This window comes from Flavobacterium magnesitis (assembly GCF_041729735.1).
GTDB classification, from domain to species: domain Bacteria; phylum Bacteroidota; class Bacteroidia; order Flavobacteriales; family Flavobacteriaceae; genus Flavobacterium; species Flavobacterium magnesitis.
Genome location: NZ_JBCFQK010000014.1, coordinates 67,431 through 91,792, shown reverse-complemented (window position 1 = coordinate 91,792; position 24,362 = coordinate 67,431). Strand labels below are relative to the sequence as shown.

Annotated in this window: 12 protein-coding genes and 1 pseudogene; 2 read left to right on the top strand and 11 right to left on the bottom strand. The window is 34.0% G+C overall.

Features of this window, described 5'->3' with window-relative positions:
* Positions 1–114 precede the first annotated feature (114 nt).
* Positions 115–1,166, top strand: a pseudogene (locus AAGV33_RS10870) (lactonase family protein).
* A 60-nt stretch (positions 1,167–1,226) separates the two neighbouring features.
* On the opposite strand, the gene AAGV33_RS10865 reads toward AAGV33_RS10870, so the two are convergent.
* The 5 genes from AAGV33_RS10865 to AAGV33_RS10845 all read right to left on the bottom strand — a co-directional run bounded on the left by AAGV33_RS10865 (position 1,227) and on the right by AAGV33_RS10845 (position 10,831).
* Positions 1,227–2,687, bottom strand: a complete 1,461-nt coding sequence (locus AAGV33_RS10865) for a C40 family peptidase (protein WP_373392041.1) — start codon at positions 2,685–2,687, stop codon at positions 1,227–1,229.
* Between the two features lie 223 nt (positions 2,688–2,910).
* Positions 2,911–5,178 (bottom strand): aconitate hydratase, encoded by a 2,268-nt coding sequence (locus AAGV33_RS10860; RefSeq protein ID WP_373392040.1) that lies wholly within the window; start codon positions 5,176–5,178, stop codon positions 2,911–2,913.
* A gap of 121 nt (positions 5,179–5,299) precedes the next feature.
* Positions 5,300–8,071, bottom strand: a complete 2,772-nt coding sequence (locus tag AAGV33_RS10855; RefSeq protein WP_373392039.1) for a bifunctional aconitate hydratase 2/2-methylisocitrate dehydratase — start codon at positions 8,069–8,071, stop codon at positions 5,300–5,302.
* Between the two features lie 317 nt (positions 8,072–8,388).
* Positions 8,389–9,342: an AAA family ATPase gene (locus tag AAGV33_RS10850; RefSeq protein ID WP_373392038.1), complete on the bottom strand. Its 954-nt coding sequence runs from the start codon at positions 9,340–9,342 to the stop codon at positions 8,389–8,391.
* A gap of 79 nt (positions 9,343–9,421) precedes the next feature.
* A complete protein-coding gene (locus tag AAGV33_RS10845; RefSeq protein ID WP_373392037.1) occupies positions 9,422–10,831 on the bottom strand; it encodes a peptidylprolyl isomerase in 1,410 nt (469 codons plus the stop codon).
* A gap of 259 nt (positions 10,832–11,090) precedes the next feature.
* On the opposite strand from AAGV33_RS10845, the gene AAGV33_RS10840 reads away from it, so the two are divergent.
* Positions 11,091–12,680: a peptide chain release factor 3 gene (locus AAGV33_RS10840; protein WP_373392036.1), complete on the top strand. Its 1,590-nt coding sequence runs from the start codon at positions 11,091–11,093 to the stop codon at positions 12,678–12,680.
* Between the two features lie 75 nt (positions 12,681–12,755).
* Here AAGV33_RS10840 and AAGV33_RS10835 read toward each other — a convergent pair whose 3' ends face one another.
* From AAGV33_RS10835 to rpoB, 6 genes are all read right to left on the bottom strand, one after another.
* A complete protein-coding gene (locus AAGV33_RS10835; protein ID WP_373392035.1) occupies positions 12,756–13,106 on the bottom strand; it encodes a hypothetical protein in 351 nt (116 codons plus the stop codon).
* Between the two features lie 170 nt (positions 13,107–13,276).
* Positions 13,277–13,564, bottom strand: a complete 288-nt coding sequence (locus tag AAGV33_RS10830) for a DUF3467 domain-containing protein (RefSeq protein WP_373392057.1) — start codon at positions 13,562–13,564, stop codon at positions 13,277–13,279.
* 168 nt (positions 13,565–13,732) lie between these two features.
* Positions 13,733–14,743 (bottom strand): right-handed parallel beta-helix repeat-containing protein, encoded by a 1,011-nt coding sequence (locus AAGV33_RS10825; RefSeq protein WP_373392034.1) that lies wholly within the window; start codon positions 14,741–14,743, stop codon positions 13,733–13,735.
* 737 nt (positions 14,744–15,480) lie between these two features.
* Complete coding sequence (locus AAGV33_RS10820; protein ID WP_373392033.1) at positions 15,481–15,783, bottom strand: DUF3467 domain-containing protein; 303 nt, start codon at positions 15,781–15,783, stop codon at positions 15,481–15,483.
* A gap of 97 nt (positions 15,784–15,880) precedes the next feature.
* Entirely contained in the window at positions 15,881–20,191 is a 4,311-nt protein-coding gene (gene rpoC / locus AAGV33_RS10815; RefSeq protein ID WP_373392032.1) for a DNA-directed RNA polymerase subunit beta', read from the bottom strand.
* Between the two features lie 261 nt (positions 20,192–20,452).
* Complete coding sequence (gene rpoB / locus AAGV33_RS10810) at positions 20,453–24,265, bottom strand: DNA-directed RNA polymerase subunit beta (RefSeq protein ID WP_373392031.1); 3,813 nt, start codon at positions 24,263–24,265, stop codon at positions 20,453–20,455.
* Positions 24,266–24,362: the final 97 nt, after the last annotated feature.

Here is a 24,362-nt window from a genome sequence, read left to right as displayed (position 1 = left end):
GAAAAAGAAATACATTTGAACTTATACTAATCCAAAACAATCACCTTGAAAAAAACATTTTTATTATTACTGACTCTAATTAGTTTCCAACTTTCTCATGCTCAAAACAGCTATGTGTTTTTTGGCTCCTATAACACTGATAAAAGCAACGAAGGGATTTTTGTTTATCAATTAGATACTATAAATGGAAAATTAAGTAAAATAACTAGCGTGAAAGATGTTTTAAATCCCTCCTATCTTAGCTTATCGAATGATGGACAATTTTTATACGCTTGTACTGACACCAGAACCGCAAATGCTGGTAGCGTAAGCAGTTTTAAATTTGATCCTGAAAACAAAAGACTGAAATTTTTAAACAGTCAAAACACAAATGGCGAAAATCCAGCCTATCTTTCATTAGATCATACAGGAAAATGGATTATTGCTGCTAATTATACTGGTAGTAGCCTCTCTGTATTTCCAATTGCAAAAGACGGAAAGATAAATTCTATCGTTCAACACATTCCTTATACCGAAGGAAGTATCAATCCTGAAAGACAAAAAAGCTCTCACGTACATTCTGTTTTCTTTTCTCCTGACAACAACTATGTTGTTTCTCCTGATTTGGGTGCGGATAAGATTAGAATTCTTCCTTTTAATGGCAACAAAAAAGAACCGTTAGATACTAAAAACACCGATTTTGTAAAAACCACTCCAGGAAGTGGACCAAGACATTCTGCATTTCATCCCAATAAAAAATGGGGTTATGCTGTAGAAGAAATTGCTGGAGCCATAAGCGCTTATAGCATTAAAAAAGGGGACAATTAAATCTTATCGAAACCACTAAAATTGAATCTAAAAACGAAACAAAAGATTTTGGAAGTGCTGAAATACTTATTACTCCAGACGGAAATTTTTTGTACGTTTCGAATAGAGGATTAGAAAATAACATTTCTATTTACAGCATAAAAACAGATGGTACTTTAAAAAATGTTGGCACTCAATCCAGTTTAGGAAATCATCCTCGAAATTTTGCTATTTCTCCAAGTGGAAAATTCCTCATTGTAGCTAATATGAATAGCGGTGACATAATTGTTTTTAAAAGAAATCTAAAAACAGGCTTATTAAAGAAAGCTAGCAAACTGAAACTAAAAAACATTTCGTGTGTTAAAATTAAAAACATTTAAAACTTCAAACAAAAAAAGCGCTACAATAGCGCTTTTTTAATTTAATATTTTGAAACAAATCTATAAAACACGGTTGATTTGCGTAACTCTTCTACTATAATATTTTTCTTTTACTGACGAAATAATAACCCCATTACTTACAGAAGCATGGATGAATTTAATTTCTCCATCAGGAGCCACTTCAACTACCATTCCTACATGATTGATTCGGCTACGACCATTAGTTTTAAAGAAGATTAAGTCCCCTTTTTGAGCTTGTTCAGCATCAATTTTCATCCCAAATTGCGATTGCTCAAAAGAAGTTCTAGGCAACTGAATATCAAAAGCTCCAAAAGTAGTACACATTAAGCCCGAACAATCGAAACCATCCTTTGAAGTTCCTCCTGTTCTATATCGAGTACCAATATTTTCAGACGCTGTAGAAATTAATTGATCTACAAAATCAACTTTAAATGAATTATCCTTGTAATCAGTATCGATTTTATTATTTAAAGATTCGCTACTAAAATCAACTTTTGGAGTTGTCTTAACATTCGATTTCAAAGTACGAATTGTTAATTTCTCCCCTACTAATAGTCGGTTGACAATCTTAGGGTTTTGAGTTTCCAATTCTTTTACAGTAAGACCAAATTCTTTTGCAATTCCGTATTTAGTTTCTTTGGCTAAGACTTCACGAATAACTTCAACTTCAGTATCTTTTTCTTTTTCAGAAATTATTGCTTTTTCAGAAACTGGAGCTACTGTTGTTATTTTATTATCCGATAGGGTTGTTTTTAATTCTTCTTTTGGAACAAGAATAGGTTTTTCCTGAATTAGTTGTTGTCCTTTGGCATTTGGAATAACTATTTTTTGACCAATTCGTAAAGGTTGACTTTCTAGTATAGGATTTGCTTTTTCTAAATCGACAACTAAAACGCCATAAGATTTTGCAATTCCATAAAGTGTTTCTTTGGCTAAAACCTCTTTAATATAATTACCATTAGCGTTAACAGTTGTAACTTCTCTATTTTCTTCTACAATTACAGGAGAAACTTTCGTTTTTGGCTCTTCTTTAATTTCTGTTTTTAGATTTTCTTTTTTGGTTGAATTTTCTACAATTTCATCTTTAGACTCAACAACAGGAATTTGAATAATTTTACCAACTTGTAAACCTCTATTTTCAAGGTTTGCATTCAAGCGGTATAAATCAGCTACTTTAACTCCGTATTGCTTTGCAATTCCGTATAAAGTTTCTTTAGCTAAAACAATATGTTTTTTTTCTTTAATCTCAGAATTAGAAGTATTAGCAACTTCTTTTTTACCATTAGAAGTAAAAGGAACTAATAAGATTTCTTTAAATTTTATACCTCTTTTAGCATCAGGATTGATTTCGTAGATAGCAACTGGTTTTACATTGTATTGTTGTGCAATTTTGGAAACCGTTTCTCCTTTAGCTACTACGTGCTGAATGTACTTTTCTTGAGAAAAACCATTCCATTTGCTAAAAAGAACCAATATTAAAATCCAAAACTTACACCTCATAAAATTATTTTAAGTTAAAAAAACCAGCTTATCTTAATTCGAATAAGAAATACAACTATTTAAAAATCACACCTCTTATCATAAAATTTAACGAAAGCGAATTTAACATTTTAATACCAATAAACCCAATTTTTAACATCCCTTTAAAATATTTTTTTGAAAAAAGTCGAAAAAAAAGCGCCTTGTTTACACAAAGCGCTTTCAAAATATAATTTAAACTGGATTATGCATTAGCTTCAGCAGCAATTAAATTTAAAGCTGAACCTGCTACAAACCAGCCAATTTGACTTGCATTATAGGTATGATTAGCCAAGATAATATCTTTAGAACCATCAGCGTGAACAAATTCTATGGTTAATGGTTTTCCAGGAGCAAAATCAACTAAATCTGTAAAATTAATAGTATCGTCCTCTTGGACTTTATCATAATCAGCTTCATTAGCAAAAGTTAATCCTAACAAACCTTGTTTTTTAAGATTTGTTTCGTGGATACGAGCGAAAGATTTTACTAATACCGCTTTTACTCCTAAGAAACGAGGCTCCATTGCCGCATGTTCACGAGAAGAACCTTCACCGTAATTGTGATCTCCAATAACAACCGAAGGAATTCCAGCAGCTTTGTAGGCACGAGCTACAGCAGGCACTGCATCATAGGCTCCTGTCAATTGATTTTTAACAGAATTTGTTTTTTGGCTGAATGCATTTACAGCCCCAATCAACATATTATTAGAAATATTATCTAAGTGTCCACGGAAACGCAACCACGGTCCAGCCATAGAAATATGATCCGTAGTACATTTACCAAATGCTTTAATCAATAATTTAGCTCCAGTAATATTTTTACCATCCCAAGGTTCAAACGGAGCTAATAATTGCAAACGATCCGAAGTTTCACTTACTACAATTTTAACAGCAGATCCATCTTCGGCAGGTGCTTGAAATCCGGCATCTTCCACATCAAATCCTTTAGACGGTAATTCATCCCCAAATGGAGCATTCAATTTCACTTCTTCGCCTTTATCATTTATTAAAGTATCGGTCAATGGATTAAAGTCCAATCTTCCTGAAATTGCTAAAGCAGCTACCATTTCTGGTGAAGTCACAAAAGCATGTGTATTTGGATTACCGTCAGCTCTTTTAGAAAAGTTTCTGTTAAAAGAGTGGACAATTGTATTTTTCTCTTCTTTATCTGCTCCTGCTCTGTCCCACTGTCCAATACATGGTCCACAAGCATTTGTAAATACTTTAGTTCCCATTTTTTCGAAAGTAGCAATAATACCATCTCTTTCGATTGTATAACGAATTTGCTCTGAACCTGGATTAATACCAAATTCTGCTTTTGGAGAAATTCCGTGAGCAACAGCCTGCTCTACAATTGAAGCAGCACGAGACATGTCTTCGTATGAAGAGTTAGTACAAGAACCGATTAATCCCCATTCTACTTTTAATGGCCATCCGTTAGCTTCAGCCTCAGCTTTCATTTTAGAAACAGGAGTACCTCTATCTGGTGTAAAAGGTCCATTAATGTGTGGCTCTAATTCTGAAAGATTAATTTCGATAACCTGATCAAAATATTGTTCTGGATTAGCATATACTTCAGCATCACCAGTTAGATAAGAAGCCACCTTATCAGCTGCATCCACTACATCTTGACGACCTGTAGCAGCTAAATATCTTCTCATCGAATCATCATATCCAAAAGTTGATGTTGTAGCACCTATTTCAGCACCCATATTACAAATTGTACCTTTACCAGTACAAGACATATTAGTAGCACCTTCACCAAAATATTCAACAATGGCTCCCGTTCCTCCTTTTACAGTAAGAATATCAGCTACTTTTAAAATAACATCTTTTGGTGCAGTCCAACCTGATAACTTTCCAGTTAATTTTACACCTATTAATTTAGGAAATTTTAATTCCCAAGACATTCCTGACATTACATCCACAGCATCAGCACCACCAACACCAATTGCCAACATACCTAATCCACCAGCATTTACAGTGTGAGAATCGGTACCGATCATCATTCCTCCGGGAAATGCATAGTTTTCCAAGACAATTTGGTGAATAATTCCTGAACCTGGTTTCCAAAAACCAATTCCATATTTATCAGAAACCGAAGAAAGGAAATCAAAAACCTCTTTAGATTGTTTGTTGGCTGCCGCCAAATCAGATTCAGCGCCATTTTTAGCCAAAATTAAGTGATCACAATGCACTGTTGTAGGAACAGCAACCGTTTTCTTTCCAGCGTGCATAAATTGCAATAAAGCCATTTGAGCCGTTGCATCCTGGCAAGCTACTCTATCTGGAGCAAAATCTACATAATCAACGCCCCTTCCGTAAGCTTGCTGAGCAACACCGTCCCAAAGGTGACTGTATAAAATTTTCTCCGTTAAAGTAAGTGGTTTTCCAACTATTTTACGTGCTGCATCAACACGACTAGCCATGTTTGCATACACTTTTTTAATCATTTCAATATCAAAAGCCATAAGTTCAATTTAATTGTTTTTATTTTTTTATACCACAAGATACAAAAAATAGAATAGCTATAAAAGAAAAAGCCCGAGTTTATGACTCGGGCTCTTAAATTATGATTAGCAAATTATGTGATTATTTAACCAATAACTTATGAGAAGGTGCAAACTTAGTTAGATTAATACCTTCTACTGCTGTTTTATATTCTTCAATTGTTGGAGTTCTACCAAGTATAGTAGACAATACCACAACCGGTGTAGAAGAAAGTAATGATTCTCCTTTTTTATCATCAGTATCTTCAACAACTCTTCCTTGGAAAAGACGAGTAGATGTTGCCATTACGGTATCTCCTTTTGCAGCTTTTTCCTGGTTACCCATACAAAGATTACAACCTGGACGCTCTAAATACAACATATTTTCGTATGAAGTACGCGCTGCAGCTTTAGGAACATTATCATCAAATTCGAAACCAGAGTATTTTTGTAAAATTTCCCAGTCCCCTTCTGCTTTTAATTCATCAACAATATTATAAGTAGGAGGAGCTACAACTAGTGGCGCTTTGAACTCTACTTTACCTTCTTGCTCATCAATATTCTTAAGCATGTGAGCTAAAATTTTCATATCTCCTTTATGAACCATACAAGATCCGATAAATCCAAGATCCACCTTTTTAACTCCTCCATAGAAAGATAAAGGCCTGATAGTATCGTGAGTATATCTTTTAGAAACATCTGCATTATTAACATCTGGATCTGCAATCATTGGTTCAGCAATCTGATCTAAATCTACAACAACTTCAGCGTAATACTTAGCATTTGCATCTGGTCTTAAGGCTGGTTTTTCACCTGAAATAATCTCAGCGATTCTCTTATCAGCAATAGCAATCAATCCTTTAAGAACTTGGTTTTTATTATCCATTCCTTTGTCGATCATGATTTGGATTCTACCTTTTGCCATCTCTAACGACTCAATCAAAGTAGCATCTTCAGAAATACAGATAGAAGCTTTCGCTTTCATCTCAGCAGTCCAATCCGTAAACGTAAAGGCTTGATCCGCATTAAGCGTTCCTAAATGAACCTCAATAATTCTTCCTTGGAATACATTCTCTCCACCAAATGTTTTAAGCATTTGAGATTGTGTAGCATGAACTACATCACGGAAATCCATATAACCTTTCATATCTCCTTTGAAAGTCACTTTCACAGATTCTGGAATTGGCATAGAAGCTTCTCCTGTAGCCAATGCAAGAGCAACTGTTCCTGAGTCAGCACCAAAAGCAACACCTTTAGACATTCTCGTATGAGAGTCACCACCAATAATGATAGCCCACTCGTTTACAGTAATATCATTCAATACTTTGTGAATAACATCAGTCATTGAGTGATAAACACCTTTAGGGTCACGAGCTGTAATCAAACCGAAATCGTTCATGAATTTCATTAATCTAGGAATATTAGCCTTAGATTTATTATCCCAAACTGAAGCAGTATGACATCCTGATTGGTAAGCACCGTCAACAATTGGAGAAATCACAGTAGCAGCCATAGACTCTAATTCCTGAGAAGTCATCAAACCAGTTGTATCTTGCGAACCAACAATATTTACAGTAACACGAACATCAGAACCAGCATGTAAAACTTTACCTGGAGTTGTTCCAACCGCATTTTTATTAAAAATTTTCTCTACAGCTGTAAGCCCTTGTCCTTCAACAGAAACCTCTTTTGACGGAGCATATACAGGAACAATATCAATACCTAGAGTTTTTGAAGCAAATGTTTGTAATTTTTTTCCAAATACAATTGCGTAAGAACCTCCCGCTTTTATAAATTCAATTTTCTGAGGTGTAAATGCTTTAGAAATATCAATTAATTCTTTATCGCCGTTGTAAAGTTTCTTAGTTTTTGTATTGATTGTAAGAACAGTACCTGTAGCAACAGAATAAACTTCTTCTAAAATAGGATCACCACTTTCATTAAGAAGAGGTTTTCCATTTTCGTCAAGCTTTTTAACCCAGTTTTTAAGGTCAAGACCAATACCACCAGTAACATCAACAGTTGTTAGGAAAATTGGAGAAATACCATTTGTTCCTGCAACGATTGGAGCAATATTAATAAATGGAACATAAGGACTTGCTTGTTTTCCTGTCCAAAGTGCCACGTTATTTACACCTGACATTCTTGAAGAACCTACACCCATAGTTCCTTTTTCAGCAATTAACATTACGCTCTTATCAGGATTCGCAGTTGCTAATGCTTTAATTTCAGCTTGTGCTTCAGGAGAAATTAAACATTTTCCATGAAGTTCACGATCTGAACGTGAGTGCGCTTGGTTTCCTGGAGAAAGTAAATCAGTTGAAATATCTCCTTCACCAGCAATATATGTAATTACCTTAATTTCTTCAGCAATTTCAGGTAATTTAGTAAAAAACTCTGCTTTAGCGTAGCTTTCTAGAATATCCTTAGCAATTTCATTTCCGCTTTTGAAAGCTGTTTCTAAACGATCTGTATCTGCTTCATAAAGAAAAACTTGTGTTTTTAACACAGCTGCAGCGTCTTTTGCAATTGCAACATCATTACCTAAAGCTAAATCAAGTAAAACTTTTATAGAAGTTCCACCTTTCATGTGTGATAACAATTCTAGAGCAAAAGCTGGCGTAATTTCAGCAACTACTGATTGACCTAAAACGATTTCTTTTAAAAAATTAGCTTTAAGATTTGCAGCAGGAGTAGTTCCTGGTACAACATTATAAATAAAGAATTTAAGAGAATCCTCTCTGTACTCATTATTCAAATCTTTAATTTGCGCAATGATTTCGCTTAGCAATTCAGCACCATCAATTGGTTTTGGGTTAAGCCCTTGACCTTTTCGTTCTTCAATCTCTTGGATATAATCCTTATAAGTATTCATAATAGAAGGCTTTTCATGTTAATGACAAATTACTCTGATTAATTCAAAATCAAATGCCATAATTTTAGGTTTTTTTTATTTGTGATGCAAATTTAGTTATTAAAGCTGAGATTTTAAAAGTTTTTAAGCACCCACGATTCATAAAAAAATTATTATTGAAAAATATGCACTTAGAAAGCGTTAAATTAAGAAAAAACCAAATTTTCCCTCCATTTACAAACAATCAATAAATACGTAAACTGTTTTATAACAAACTTAAAATATGTTGTTACATAGAAGAGCATTATTTATAACAAAAACTACTGATTTTAGAAGTACTAAACCAGTTTTGCAATTATCATTTCCTCAGTAATTCCTTCGGCATCAGCTTTATAATTTTTAATAATTCTGTGTCTTAAAACTGATGTTGCCACCGCAATAACATCCTCAATATCCGGAGAAAATTTTCCATTAAAAGCGGCGTGTGCTTTAGCAGCTAAAATCAAATTTTGAGACGCTCTTGGCCCAGCTCCCCAATCTAAATAATTCTTAACAAAGTCGGTTGCCAAATTACTATTAGGGCGAGTTTTGCTCACTAAAGTTACTGCATATTCCACCACATTATCCGCCACAGGAATTCGGCGAATTAAATGCTGGAAATCGATAATTTCCTGAGCTGTAAACAATGGATTTATTTCCTGACTTACATCAGAAGTGGTTCTTTTTACCACCTGAACTTCTTCTTCAAAAGAAGGATACTCTAATTTTACAGCAAACATAAAACGATCCAACTGCGCTTCAGGCAAAGGATAAGTTCCTTCTTGCTCAATTGGATTTTGAGTTGCCAATACAAAATAAGGCAAATCTAATTTATGATTTACACCAGCAATAGTCACCGAACGCTCTTGCATGGCTTCCAATAAAGCAGCTTGAGTTTTTGGAGGTGTTCTATTAATTTCATCTGCCAAAATAATATTCGAAAAAACAGGTCCTTTTACAAATTTAAACTGACGGTTTTCATCCAGAATTTCACTGCCTAAAATATCCGAAGGCATTAAATCTGGTGTAAACTGAATTCTTTTAAAATGAAGTCCCAATGCTTCAGAAATAGTATTAACCATCAATGTTTTTGCCAAACCAGGAACTCCAACTAAAAGCGCATGACCGCCTGAAAAAATACACAGCAACAACTGATCGATTACTTTTTCTTGACCAACAATAATTTTTGCTATTTCACTTTTTAATTCAGCATGTTTTTGAACTAAATTATGTATTGCAGCTACATCAGACATTTTAAAACTATTTTAAATTAAAAAAAGAGTCAACTTTATGAATTCATAAAACTAACTCTTTTTATTTATTTTGACCAAATTATTTTTTCAACCAGTTATTTGTAAAACTACAGTCTCTGTATTCTCCAATAATCTTGATGTAAGTCTCTTTGATTTTTTCATCAAACCATTTTCCAATGGCGTTGATTTGTTTTTCTTTTAAAGCCAATTCTTTGATTTTCACATAATCCTGAGAATAATCGGCAGTATGTTCATTAATTCTATTGGTAACGGTAATTAATTTATACTGTTTTTTTCCTGATGGCGTTTCATCCAAAATTGGCATCGAAATCTCATTATCTTTTAAATTAGAAACCTGAGAATATAAATTAGGATCCATTTTAGTCAATTCAAAACGAGTATCCTGTGTATTTGGATTAATCAAAACCCCACCATTTGCTCTTGTTTCTTTTTGATCTGATATAGTTCGAGCCGCCTCTGCAAAAGTAATTTCTTTATCTAAAATACGCTTTCTAACTAATTCCGTTTTTTGTTTTGCTTCTTCCAAAGATTCTTTACTTACTGTAGGACTCAATAAAATATGACGCAATTCTAATTCTTGTCCTTTTATTTTTTCTAAGTATATAATATGATAACCGTATTCACTTTCAAACGGAGCAGATATTTCTCCTTCTTCTAAATCAAAAGCAACATCTTTAAATTCTTTAACAAAAGGAGTTTTTCTAGTCATTTTATAAAAACCACCACTTGATCTAGAACCTGGATCCTGAGAATACAAAACGGCTTTGGTTGCAAAACTAGAACCTTCCTGAATGTCTTTTTTAAATCCATTCAATTGATCAATTACTTTTTGTTTTTCAACTGCAGTTATTTTTGGTTCAATTATAATTTGTGAAACTTCCATTTCAGCACCAAAAACGGGTAATTCATCTTTAGATAATTTCTTGAAAAAATTACGCACTTCCTCTGGAGTAATTTCAACTTCATCAACTATCTTTTTTTGCATTTCAGATGTAAGCTTGTTTTCTTTCAAAATATCAAAGAAATAACTTCTAAATTCTTCTTCAGAATCTTTCTTATAATACTTAACTACTTTTTCAAGCGAACCAATTTGTTGAATCATATAAGAAAGACGTTCATCCATCATTGCCTTAACCTCTGCATCTGTCACCTTCACACTATCCTGAATTGCCTGATGTGCATATAATTTATCTTCCAATAATTTTCCCAACATCTGACATCTTGTAATGTCTTTTACAGAACCGCCCTGGCTAGAAATTTCTAAATAAGCCTTATCAATATCAGAATCCAAAACTATGTAATCTCCAACTGTAGCAATAACACCATCTATTTTTTGTCTTTGACTTGGAGTTGCTTTTTTGACTTCAGCAACAACAGTGTCTTTTATTATTTCCTGAGCATTAATTGCTGTATTGAACAAAAAAAGTACAAAAAACAAAAGTGCATTTTTAATATTTATGGATTTCATTAAAGAATATTATTTAAATTTTATTTCAGTAAAAACGAACAAAAATAACAATTCAATTACATTATACAAGTTTCCACTGGACTATTAACAAAAAATTATCGTCAAAAAAATTCAGATAGGAGTTTTGCTAAAAAACTTTCTTTTAAAAACCAAGTATAACACAACCAGACAAACTATAAACACTGTAAATCAACTGGAAACTTATTTATTTTCAAATCGCATTTATAAATAGTACTTTTGCAAACTATTTATATTTAATATGAGCTTTTTAAAAGAAATACAACGTAGAAGAACCTTTGGAATTATCTCGCATCCTGATGCTGGGAAAACAACTCTTACCGAAAAATTATTACTTTTTGGAGGAGCAATCCAAGAAGCAGGAGCTGTAAAAAACAACAAAATTAAAAAAGGAGCGACGAGTGATTTCATGGAAATTGAACGTCAGAGAGGAATCTCGGTATCTACTTCGGTTTTAGCATTCAACTATAAGGATAAAAAAATCAATATTCTAGATACACCTGGACACAAGGATTTTGCCGAGGATACTTTTAGAACTTTAACTGCTGTTGACAGCGTTATTGTGGTAATTGACGTTGCAAAAGGAGTTGAGGAACAAACTGAAAAATTAGTTGCAGTTTGTAGAATGCGTAAAATTCCAATTATTGTTTTCATCAATAAATTAGATCGTGAAGGACATGATGCTTTCGATTTGATGGATGAAGTAGAGCAAAAACTAGGTCTTACCGTTACTCCATTGAGTTTCCCTATTGGAATGGGTTACGATTTTCAAGGAATTTACAATCTTTGGGAACAAAACATCAACTTATTTAGTGGAGATAGTCGTAAAAACATCGAGGAAACAATTGCTTTTTCGGATGTTCAAAATCCTGAATTAGAAAAAATAATTGGTCAAAAACCAGCTGATCGTTTACGTGAAGAATTAGAGTTAATTGACGAAGTTTATCCAAAATTCAATCAACAAGATTATTTAGACGGAAAATTACAACCTGTGTTTTTTGGTTCAGCTTTAAACAATTTTGGTGTTAGAGAATTATTAGATTGCTTTGTTACGATAGCTCCTTCTCCAAGACCAAAAGAATCTGAAACCCGATTGGTAGATCCAAAAGAAGAAAAACTATCTGGTTTTGTATTTAAAATCCATGCTAATATGGATCCAAAACACCGTGACCGTTTGGCTTTTATCAAAATTGTTTCTGGAACTTTCGAAAGAAACAAACCCTATTATCACGTTCGACAAAAGAAAAATTTAAAATTTTCTAGTCCGAATGCCTTTTTTGCTGAGAAAAAAGAAATTGTAGACATCTCTTATCCTGGTGACATTGTAGGACTTCATGATACTGGAAATTTCAAAATTGGTGATACTTTAACCGAGGGTGAAATCATGAGTTTCAAAGGAATTCCAAGTTTCTCTCCGGAACATTTTAGATACATTAATAATGCAGACCCAATGAAAGCAAAACAGCTGGAAAAAGGGGTTGACCAATTAATGGACGAAGGTGTGGCACAGTTGTTTACTTTAGAAATGAATAACAGAAAAGTAATCGGTACTGTTGGAGCACTTCAATACGAAGTAATTCAATACCGTTTAGAGCACGAATACGGTGCTAAATGTACTTATGAAAACTTCCCTGTACACAAAGCGTGTTGGGTAAAACCAGACGATGCTAAAAATGAGGAATTCAAAGAATTCAAACGAATCAAACAAAAATTCCTTGCCAAAGACAAATACGATCAATTAGTATTTTTGGCTGATTCGGACTTTACAATCCAAATGACACAGAATAAATACCCAAGTGTTAAATTGTTTTTTACTTCTGAAATGGACTAAAAAGGACACTTGATTCCATAAAAAAACGGTCTAGTTAATGTAACGAGACCGTTTTTTTATGTTTATATATTATGACTAAGACAATGAATTTTCGTAATTCACTACTTTTTTCAAAAAAGCTTTAATTAACAAACGATTTGGCGCTATTCCAGAAGTAATAATTAATTTCTTAGCACTACCTTCTGTAGATAATGTAGAATTAGGATCTTGTTTTGTTCCCATAAACCAAAGTGCAAATTCCATATTAGAAGTTGCTCTTGAACTTTCTAATTTCACATTAGCCGTTTCTGATTTCTCTGTAAAATCGATTTTAGAATCCGATTGAGACTGACTGAATGCTGAAGAAGAAAACATAAAAAATAGCACAAATACGAATATCGATTGTATCAATTTAGAATTAGTGTTACTTGTTTTTAAGTTGTTCATGGCTTTTTTTACTATTTTGATTTTATTATGAAGCAAATCTATTGCAATACAAAAGCAGTAAAAAACATTTCCGACAAACTACCCCAAAACTCGTTTAGCTACTAAAAAAGAATAAAAATATCACGAAAAGAATAAAAAAAGGCTCTCAATAAATGAAAGCCTTTGTGATTTTATGCTTGTCCAGCAGGACCAAAATTAAGTGGAATAGGTGTTTGTTCTGTATCCTTGATTTCGCCATGAGCTAATTCAAATCGGTGAATATTTTCACCAATAGCTTTTAACAATCGCTTAGCGTGTTGTGGAGTCAAAACAATTCTAGACTTCACCTTAGCCTTTGGAACACCTGGCATAATGCTTACAAAGTCCAAAACAAACTCTGAAGCCGAGTGATTAATTATAGCCAAATTAGAATAAATTCCTTCAGCCATTTTTTCATCTAATTCAATATTATGCTCTATACTAAGACCTAGCTACCATACACTTACAGCTGAACATCAAAAAAGGAGCAGAAAAAATTCATTTTCTACTCCTTTCGGTTAAATTTAATTCAATCTATTTAAAAATCCTTGAAAACATCCTCTTTTTTAGAATTGCTAAGATCTATGAATAAACTTCGATTGTCTAGTTTATGGACAGCCATTAGTGCTAACATTAGCATAGCTACCAGATCCTGAAACGGCAACACCGTCGTTTGTACAGCCAGCCAAAACCTTAGCGTTGGTTACGTTTTCAAGCCAAACACCAACACCTGTACCGTTAGTTATACGGCAATTTTTTAATGTGTTATTGTTAGAGCCGGTGAGTACGAAATATCCTCTTCCGCACTGATCAGCATATAACATATTTGTGGTTACATTATTACAGCTATTCGCTAAACGCAAACCAGCGTAACCAGTTCCGTTGCCGCAACGATAAGCGTTTACTGTACCCAAAGCTCCGTTTATGGTTTTATTAAGAAGAACTCCACATTCTCCCATGTTTCTGGCAACGATTCCGTAACCTTTAAAACCGTCAACGCCATACGTTTCAAGTCCATGGCCGGTACCGTTCTCAAATCGACAATCCTGTATATGAATATTTTTGACCCAACGACCATCTTCATATGGACGACTTGGATGACTATCAATGCGAATTCCTATCCCTCCTCCGTAAATTCTAACGTTTTGGATATAGATATCACTTCCCCGGCTAATTCGTATTCCCATTCCCGCAGTATTGTTTGTCAAGCTCATATCGTAGATATTTATCCCACCACTTCCATCTCTAAAAAATCCATAACCAGTATGACCCTTAGTAAAGTTTACATTATGGCAATATAAGGTTAAGCCTGGTTGCAGATTAATCTGTTGTCCTAAAGTTCCTCCAGTAAGAATATGAACTTCGCGGTTTCCATTACCAATAACGTTATTAATCGCTGTTGACAGACTACTGGTCGTACCTTGATCAACACCATTTACACGCCAGATGAAGCTAGAGCCAGAAGCCCGCACCTCGTTTGAATAAGCAGCAACATTTGCTGTAAAAGATAACTCTTGTTCGCTCACAGGAATGTCTTGATCACTACAGCCCGTGATTGCGATGGCAGCAAAAGCTGCGAATTTCATAAGCGAACTCCTGAATGAATTGTTTTTTTTCATATTTATTATTTGGGGTTAATAGTTTGCCTACTCTTTAGATTTTCAGCTTCCTCTTTTTTAACTTGGTTTATTTGACTCGTGTGGTTAAACTTGTAGGTATGTTTATTTAGAAAATATCTTTTTTAATTTTCTTGTTTAAGCCAATTTTTATCCCAGTTTTTCAATTCATTTGTTTTACAATAATATCTTAATTACTTACTTTAATCGCATTTATCAATCGATGCTTTCATTTTATTTTCAATTACGTCTTTTTATAAAAAATACCAACCTTTATAGAGTTTATGAAACATTAAGAATCCTAAAAAGATTATTCTTTTTATGTAAATTCCTTTGACTAGTAACAAATCTAATTTTTCCTTTAGGCGTCACTATCCTGTTGTATCCTGTTACTTACTTTAATTTTCTAACAAATAAAAAACGATATTCATTTTTTTAATCTATATTTTTTATTGATTCCTTAATAAAATTAAGGGTTATAAAATTTTTATACATTTAAAATTAAAAACTAAATTGTTTCCACATTTTAATAAAAAAAACAAAAAAAGAATGAAAAATATTACATAATTAAAATATAGAACTCTGGTAAAAAATATAAATGTTGCAGTTTTTATATTAAAATTACTTAATTAAAGATTTCTATTATGACTTACTTAAACCAAAATAAAAGCTACTTATATTATTCTACATTATTTAAACAAAAAAAAGGCTCTCATTAAAATGAAAGCCTTTACTTGATATTATGCTTGTCCTGCAGGACCAAAATTAAGAGGAATGGGCACTTGCTCTGTATCTTTGATTTCGCCATGAGCTACTTCAAAACGATGAATATTTTCACCTATAGCTTTTAACAATCGCTTAGCGTGTTGTGGAGTCAAAACAATTCTAGACTTCACCTTAGCCTTTGGAACACCTGGCATAATGCTTACAAAGTCCAAAACAAACTCTGAAGCCGAGTGATTAATTATAGCCAAATTAGAATAAATTCCTTCAGCTGTTTTTTCGTCTAATTCAATATTAATTTGTTCTTGTTGATCTTTCATATCAAAAAAATTTAAAACAAAACGGTTTAAAATTAAAAAATAGAAAGACTACACGAGGTAATCTTTCTATTTTTTTAATTAGAAAACATATTATTTATTAATAAATATATTCTTCTTTATTTGCCATCATATCGTTGTAATCTTCTTTAGAACCTACAATAGCGTTATCATATTCTCTCATACCTGTACCAGCAGGGATTCTGTGTCCTACAATAACATTTTCTTTCAATCCTTCTAAAAGATCTACTTTTCCTGCAACAGCAGCTTCGTTTAATACTTTTGTTGTTTCCTGGAAAGAAGCAGCAGAAATAAACGATTTCGTTTGAAGCGAAGCTCTTGTAATACCTTGTAATACTGGAGTTGCAGTTGCAGTAACTACATCACGAGCAACAACTAGGTTTTTATCAGAACGTTTCAATAAAGAATTCTCATCTCTCAATTGACGTGGAGTAACAATTTGACCTTCTTTCAAGTTAGAAGAATCTCCTGCATCCTCAACCACTTTCATACCGTATAATTTATCGTTTTCAACAATAAAATCTTTAGTGTGAATCAATTGATCTTCTAAGAATAAAGTATCTCCTGGATCCTGAACTCTTACTTTACGCATCATTTGACGAATAACTACCTCAAAGTGTTTGTCGTTGATTTTTACCCCTTGTAAACGGTAAACTTCTTGAATTTCATTAACCAAGTACTGTTGAACAGCAGCTGGACCTTGAATTCTCAAGATATCGTCTGGAGTAATTGCTCCATCAGACAAAGGAACACCCGCTCTTACAAAGTCATTTTCCTGAACAAGAATTTGACTAGATAATTTCACTAAGTATTTCTTAATTTCTCCAAATTTAGATTCGATAACAATCTCACGGTTACCTCTTTTGATTTTTCCAAAAGAAACAACACCATCAATTTCAGAAACTACAGCAGGGTTAGAAGGATTACGTGCTTCTAAAAGCTCAGTAATTCTAGGTAAACCTCCTGTAATATCTCCTGATTTAGAAGAACGACGTGGGATTTTAACCAATACTTTACCAGCTTTAATTTTCTCACCATTTTCAACCATTAAGTGGGCTCCAACTGGTAAGTTGTAAGAACGAATCAATTCACCATCTTTACCGTAAACTAATAAGGTTGGGATTAATTTTTTGTTTCTAGATTCAGAAATTACTTTTTCCTGGAAACCAGTTTGCTCATCGATTTCAACCATGAACGATTGTCCTTGCTCTAAATCTTCATAAGCAATTTTACCAGTAAACTCAGAAACAATAACTCCATTATATGGATCCCATTTACAGATTACATCTCCTTTTGCAATAGACTGACCGTCTTTAACAAAAATACTAGAACCGTAAGGAATGTTATGCGTATTTAAAACAATGCCTGTTTTTTCGTCAACTAATTTTAATTCTGTAGAACGAGACACAACGATATCTACTTCGTTTCCTTCATTATCTTCTCCTTTTACAGTTTTTAAATCTTCAACTTCAAGTTTTCCTGGGAATTTAGCAACAATACTAGACTCTTCAGAAATACCTCCTGCAACCCCTCCAACGTGGAAAGTACGAAGTGTTAACTGTGTACCTGGCTCTCCAATAGACTGTGCAGCAATAACACCTACAGCCTCACCTCTTTGAGTCATTTTTCCAGTTGCCAAGTTACGTCCGTAACATTTAGCACAAATCCCTTTTAATGCCTCACAAGTTAATGGAGAACGAACTTCAACACTTTCTAATGGAGAAGCTTCAATTGATTTCATAATTACTTCCGTAATTTGTTGTCCTGAAGCTACTAATACTTCATTAGTCAAAGGATTAATTACGTCTTGTAATGCAACACGTCCTAAAATTCTTTCTCCTAATGATTCAACGATTTCTTCATTTTTCTTCAATGCTGAAACTTCAACACCTCTTAATGTTCCACAATCTTCGATGTTAACAATAACGTCTTGAGAAACGTCATGTAATCTACGAGTCAAGTATCCAGCATCTGCCGTTTTAAGAGCCGTATCCGCAAGACCTTTACGAGCACCGTGAGTAGAGATAAAGTACTCAAGGATAGAAAGACCTTCCTTAAAGTTAGAAAGAATCGGGTTTTCAATAATCTCACCACCACCAGCAGTCGATTTTTTAGGCTTAGCCATCAAACCACGCATACCAGTTAACTGACGAATCTGTTCTTTAGATCCACGAGCTCCAGAGTCAAGCATCATATACACCGAGTTGAAACCTTGTTGGTCTTCTCTAATGTTTTTCATTGCTAATTCTGTCAATTGCGCATTCGCAGAAGTCCATACGTCAATAACTTGGTTGTAACGTTCGTTATTAGTAATAAGACCCATGTTATAGTTAGCAGAAATCCCTTCTACTTGCTCTCTTGCGTCAGCAATCAATTGTGTTTTTTGCTCAGGAATTCTAATATCACCTAATGAGAATGATAATCCTCCGCGGAATGCGAATTTATACCCCATATCTTTCATGTTATCCAAGAAGGCAGCCGTTTCAGGTACACTTGTTGAATTTAATACGTGACCGATAATATCTCTAAGGTTTTTCTTAGTCAATACATCATTGATATATCCTGCAGCTTCTGGTACTACTTCGTTAAATAATACACGACCCGCTGTTGTTTGGATAATTTTGTATACTAATTCTCCTTCATCATTAAAATCTTTTGCTCTAATTTTTACACGAGCATTCAATTCTAATCTTCCTTCGTTTAATGCAATATTTGTTTCCTCAGCAGAGTAAAAAGTAAGTCCTTCTCCTAAAATTTTCTTTTCTGGAGTAGACAAACGCTCTTTAGTCATATAATAAAGACCCAAAACCATGTCCTGAGAAGGTACCGTAATAGGAGCTCCATTAGCAGGGTTCAAGATATTGTGGGAAGCCAACATTAATAATTGAGCTTCAAGGATTGCTTCTGGTCCTAATGGCAAGTGAACTGCCATTTGATCCCCGTCAAAATCCGCGTTAAAAGCCGTACATACTAATGGGTGTAATTGGATCGCTTTTCCTTCAATTAATTTTGGTTGGAAAGCTTGAATACCCAATCTGTGCAACGTAGGAGCACGATTCAGTAATACTGGGTGTCCTTTAATTACGTTTTCAAGAATATCCCAAACTACAGGCTCTTTTTTGTCTATAATTTTCTTAGCAGATTTAACTGTTTTTACAATTCCTCTTTCTATCAATTTACGGATAACAAAAGGTTTGTATAATTCAGCTGCCATATCTTTTGGCAATCCACATTCGAATAATTTCAATTCAGGTCCAACAACAATTACCGAACGAGCAGAATAATCCACACGTTTTCCAAGTAAGTTTTGACGGAAACGTCCTTGCTTACCTTTTAAGGAATCAGATAATGATTTTAATGGTCTGTTTGATTCTGTTTTAACAGCAGAAGCTTTACGAGTGTTATCAAATAATGAATCTACCGATTCTTGCAACATACGTTTTTCGTTTCTCAAGATAACTTCAGGAGCTTTAATCTCCATTAATCTTTTCAAACGGTTGTTACGGATGATTACACGACGGTATAAATCATTCAAATCTGAAGTTGCAAAACGACCTCCATCAAGTGGCACAAGCGGACGTAATTCTGGTGGAATAACAGGAACCACTTTCATAATCATCCACTCAGGACGGTTTTCACGGTTTAAGTTAGACTCACGGAAAGATTCCACAACTTGTAATCTTTTTAATGCTTCTGTTTTACGTTGTTTAGACGTTTCGTTATTAGCTGAGTGTCTTAACTGGTAAGACAATTGATCTAAATCAATACGAGCTAATAAATCCATAATACACTCTGCTCCCATTTTGGCAACAAATTTATTAGGATCAAAATCATCTAAATATTGGTTATCCTGAGGAAGTGTATCTAAAATATTCAAATATTCTTCTTCAGTTAAGAAATCTAATCTTTGTAATGATTCTCCTTCTGCATTTTTAGCAATACCTGCTTGGATTACTACGTATCTTTCGTAGTAAATAATCATATCTAATTTCTTAGATGGAAGACCAAGGATATAACCAATTTTATTAGGAAGAGAACGGAAATACCAAATATGAGCAATAGGCACAACAAGGTTGATGTGACCCACTCTATCTCTACGTACTTTTTTCTCAGTAACTTCAACACCACAACGGTCACAAATGATTCCTTTGTAACGGATTCTTTTGTATTTACCACAAGCACATTCGAAATCTTTTACTGGTCCGAAGATTCTTTCACAGAAAAGACCATCACGTTCTGGTTTGTGTGTTCTATAGTTGATAGTTTCTGGCTTTAAAACTTCACCTCTTGATTCTTTCAAGATAGATTCAGGAGAAGCTAGTCCTATCGAAATTTTGTCAAACCTTTTTACCTGGTTTTTCTCTTTATTATTATTTCTATTATTCATCATAGTTTTTACTATTGATTTATTTGCAATTAAAAATTGATTTTAGATGCTGCTTTTTGCATTACCTATTACCTCGGGTTACTTCTCTAAACTTCAAACGACTATTTGAAGTGCTAATTAAAAAACTAATTTAGTTTTCTAAAAAATCGGAACGGTTTACGGGTATAAATCCTGAAAACTAATTAAAAAAAAGTGTTCAGTATTCAGTTTTTGAGTTTTCAGTTAGAAACTGACCACTAAAAGCTGAACACTGAATACTGAATATTACTCTTCTAATCTAATGTCTAATCCAAGACCTTTCAATTCATGCATCAATACATTGAATGATTCTGGTAATCCTGGTTCTGGCATAGTTTCACCTTTTACGATAGCTTCGTAAGTTTTAGCTCTACCAATTACGTCATCAGATTTAACTGTTAAGATTTCACGAAGTGTACTAGAAGCTCCATAAGCCTCAAGTGCCCAAACCTCCATCTCTCCAAAACGCTGACCTCCAAATTGAGCTTTACCTCCAAGTGGTTGTTGTGTAATCAACGAGTATGGACCGATAGAACGTGCGTGCATCTTATCATCAACCATGTGTCCTAATTTCAACATGTAAATTACACCCACAGTTGCTGCTTGATGGAAACGCTCTCCTGTACCACCATCATAAAGATGTGTATGTCCAAAACGTGGAATTCCAGCTTCGTCAGTCAATTCATTAATTTGGTCAAGTGAAGCACCATCAAAAATTGGAGTAGCATATTTTCTACCTAATTTTTGTCCAGCCCATCCAAGAACAGTTTCATAAATTTGACCAATGTTCATACGAGAAGGTACCCCAAGTGGGTTCAACACGATATCAACTGGTGTTCCGTCTTCAAGGAAAGGCATATCTTCATGACGAACGATTCTTGCAACAATACCTTTGTTACCGTGACGTCCCGCCATCTTATCCCCTACTTTCAACTTACGTTTCTTAGCGATATAAACTTTAGCTAATTTCAAAATTCCTGATGGCAATTCATCTCCAACAGTAATCGTGAATTTCTCTCTTCTTAACGCTCCTTGTAAATCGTTCAACTTAATTTTATAGTTATGAATCAAATCATTCACCATTTTATTAGTTGCATCATCAGCTACCCATTGACCTTTGCTTAAGTGAGCAAAATCTTCAACAGCGTAAAGCATTTTTTGAGTGTATTTTTTACCTTTTGGTAAAACTTCTTCACCCAAATCATTCATTACACCTTGTGATGTTTTTCCGTTTACAATCAAGAAAAGTTTTTCAATTAACTTGTCTTTTAACTCTGTAAATTTAACTTCAAACTCCATTTCAAGTGCTCCTAAAGCATCTTTGTCCTGAGTACGTTTGCGTTTATCTTTTACAGCTCTTGCAAATAATTTTTTATCTAAAACTACACCGTGTAAAGATGGAGAAGCTTTTAATGAAGCATCTTTTACATCACCAGCTTTATCCCCAAAGATTGCACGAAGCAATTTCTCTTCCGGAGTTGGATCAGATTCTCCTTTTGGTGTAATTTTTCCAATTAAAATATCACCAGGTTTAACCTCGGCACCAATTCTAATCATACCGTTTTCATCTAAGTCTTTAGTAGCCTCTTCAGAAACGTTAGGAATATCATTCGTTAATTCTTCGTTACCTAATTTAGTATCTCTTACCTCTAATGAGTAATCATCTACGTGGATTGAAGTAAAGATATCATCACGAACTACTTTTTCAGAAATTACAATCGCATCCTCGAAGTTGTATCCTTTCCATGGCATGAACGCAACTTTTAAGTTTCTACCTAAAGCTAATTCACCATTTTCAGTAGCATATCCTTCTGATAATACTTGACCAGGAATCACTCTGTCACCTTTTCTTACGATAGGTTTCAAGTTGATACTTGTTCCTTGATTGGTTTTTCTAAATTTAATTAAATTGTACGTTTTTTCATCAGCATCAAAACTTACCATTCTTTCTTCCTCAGAACGATCGTATTTAATAGTAATGATATTAGCATCTACATATTCTACAGTACCATGCCCTTCAGCATTAATTAATACTCTAGAATCAGAAGCTACCTGACGCTCTAAACCAGTTCCAACAATCGGAGCTTCAGGACGGATCAAAGGAACCGCCTGACGCATCATGTTAGATCCCATCAAGGCTCTATTCGCATCATCATGCTCCAAGAAAGGAATCAAAGATGCAGAAATAGAAGCAATTTGGTTAGGTGCAACGTCAGTATAATCTACTTTAGAAGGATCAACAACAGGGAAATCACCTTCTTCACGCGCAATTACGTTTTCAGCTGTGATTTTTCCAGTATTGTCCATCTCAATGTTTGCCTGAGCAATCAATTTTCCTTCTTCTTCTTCAGCACTTAAGTAAGTCGCCTCAGAAACCAAATCAACTACACCATTAGTTACTTTACGGTAAGGAGTTTCAATGAATCCCATTCCGTTAACTTTAGCATAAACACCAAGAGATGAAATCAAACCAATGTTTGGTCCCTCTGGAGTTTCAATAGGACATAAACGTCCGTAGTGTGTATAGTGAACGTCACGAACCTCAAATCCAGCTCTCTCTCTCGAAAGTCCACCTGGTCCAAGTGCAGATAATCTTCTTTTGTGTGTAATCTCAGCTAATGGATTCGTTTGATCCATGAATTGAGACAACTGGTTTGTTCCAAAGAAAGAGTTGATAACTGATGATAATGTTTTAGCATTAATCAAATCAATTGGTGTAAACACCTCGTTATCTCTAACGTTCATTCTCTCACGAATAGTTCTTGCCATACGTGCTAAACCAACACCGAATTGTTGAGACAATTGTTCTCCAACTGTTCTCACACGACGGTTTGATAAGTGGTCAATATCATCAATATCTGCTTTCGCGTTTATCAACTCAATTAAATACTTCACGATAGTTATGATATCTTCTTTGGTAAGCACTTGCTTTTCCATTGGGATATCTAAACCAAGTTTTTTGTTCATTCTATAACGACCTACTTCACCTAAGTTGTAACGTTGGTCAGAGAAGAATAATTTATCTATAATACCACGAGCAGTTTCTTCATCAGGCGGTTCTGCGTTACGCAATTGTCTGTAGATATGCTCAACAGCTTCTTTTTCAGAGTTTGTTGGATCTTTTTGTAATGTATTATGAATGATAGCGTAATCAGCCTGATTAGCATCTTCTTTATGCAACAAAATAGATTTAACGTTAGAATCAATGATTTCTTCAACATTATCTTTATCGATAATAGTATCACGATCAAGGATAATCTCGTTACGTTCGATAGAAACTACTTCACCAGTATCTTCATCTACGAAATCCTCATGCCATGTATTTAATACACGAGCAGCTAATTTTCTACCGATATATTTTTTAAGTCCTGTTTTAGATACTTTAATTTCTTCTGCAAGGTCAAAGATTTCAAGGATATCCTTATCTCTTTCGAAACCAATTGCACGGAATAAAGTGGTTACAGGTAATTTTTTCTTTCTATCGATATAAGCGTACATAACGCTATTGATATCAGTAGAAAATTCTATCCAGGATCCTTTAAAAGGAATTACTCTAGCAGAATATAATTTGGTTCCATTTGCGTGGAATGATTGTCCGAAGAAAACACCTGGAGATCTGTGAAGCTGAGAAACAACAACACGTTCAGCACCATTAATAACAAAAGTTCCACTTGGAGTCATGTAAGGAATTGTACCAAGATATACATCCTGAACAATAGTTTCAAAATCTTCGTGTTCTGGGTCAGTACAATATAGTTTTAACCTTGCTTTTAAAGGTACACTATGCGTTAGACCTCTTTCTATACATTCTTGAATTGTATAACGTGGTGGGTCAACAAAGTAATCCAGGAATTCCAATACAAAGTTATTTCTTGTATCTGTAATTGGAAAGTTTTCCATGAAGGTGTTGTATAACCCTTCGTTGCCTCTTTCGTCTGATTTAGTTTCTAATTGAAAAAAATCTTGAAAAGATTTAACCTGAACATCCAAGAAATCTGGATACTGAGGTATATTTTTTGTAGAGGCAAAATTCAATCTTTCAGTCTGATTTGTTATCATCAATGGACAAAATTTTGATTAAAAAAAAGTAGTTTTTTGTGTAAAACACATTGTTTAATTTATACTTTCTTTTTGTAATCAATACATCTTTAAAAAT

What these genes read in the sequence shown, in the direction of transcription:
- AAGV33_RS10865 (WP_373392041.1), bottom strand. Translation starts at nt 2,687, where the DNA reads ATGAGGTGTAAGTTTTGGATTTTAATATTGGTTCTTTTTAGCAAATGG.
- AAGV33_RS10860 (WP_373392040.1), bottom strand. Translation starts at nt 5,178, where the DNA reads ATGGCTTTTGATATTGAAATGATTAAAAAAGTGTATGCAAACATGGCT.
- AAGV33_RS10855 (WP_373392039.1), bottom strand. Translation starts at nt 8,071, where the DNA reads ATGAATACTTATAAGGATTATATCCAAGAGATTGAAGAACGAAAAGGT.
- AAGV33_RS10850 (WP_373392038.1), bottom strand. Translation starts at nt 9,342, where the DNA reads ATGTCTGATGTAGCTGCAATACATAATTTAGTTCAAAAACATGCTGAA.
- AAGV33_RS10845 (WP_373392037.1), bottom strand. Translation starts at nt 10,831, where the DNA reads ATGAAATCCATAAATATTAAAAATGCACTTTTGTTTTTTGTACTTTTT.
- AAGV33_RS10840 (WP_373392036.1), top strand. Translation starts at nt 11,091, where the DNA reads ATGAGCTTTTTAAAAGAAATACAACGTAGAAGAACCTTTGGAATTATC.
- AAGV33_RS10835 (WP_373392035.1), bottom strand. Translation starts at nt 13,106, where the DNA reads ATGAACAACTTAAAAACAAGTAACACTAATTCTAAATTGATACAATCG.
- AAGV33_RS10825 (WP_373392034.1), bottom strand. Translation starts at nt 14,743, where the DNA reads ATGAAAAAAAACAATTCATTCAGGAGTTCGCTTATGAAATTCGCAGCT.
- AAGV33_RS10820 (WP_373392033.1), bottom strand. Translation starts at nt 15,783, where the DNA reads ATGAAAGATCAACAAGAACAAATTAATATTGAATTAGACGAAAAAACA.
- rpoC (WP_373392032.1), bottom strand. Translation starts at nt 20,191, where the DNA reads ATGATGAATAATAGAAATAATAATAAAGAGAAAAACCAGGTAAAAAGG.
- rpoB (WP_373392031.1), bottom strand. Translation starts at nt 24,265, where the DNA reads ATGATAACAAATCAGACTGAAAGATTGAATTTTGCCTCTACAAAAAAT.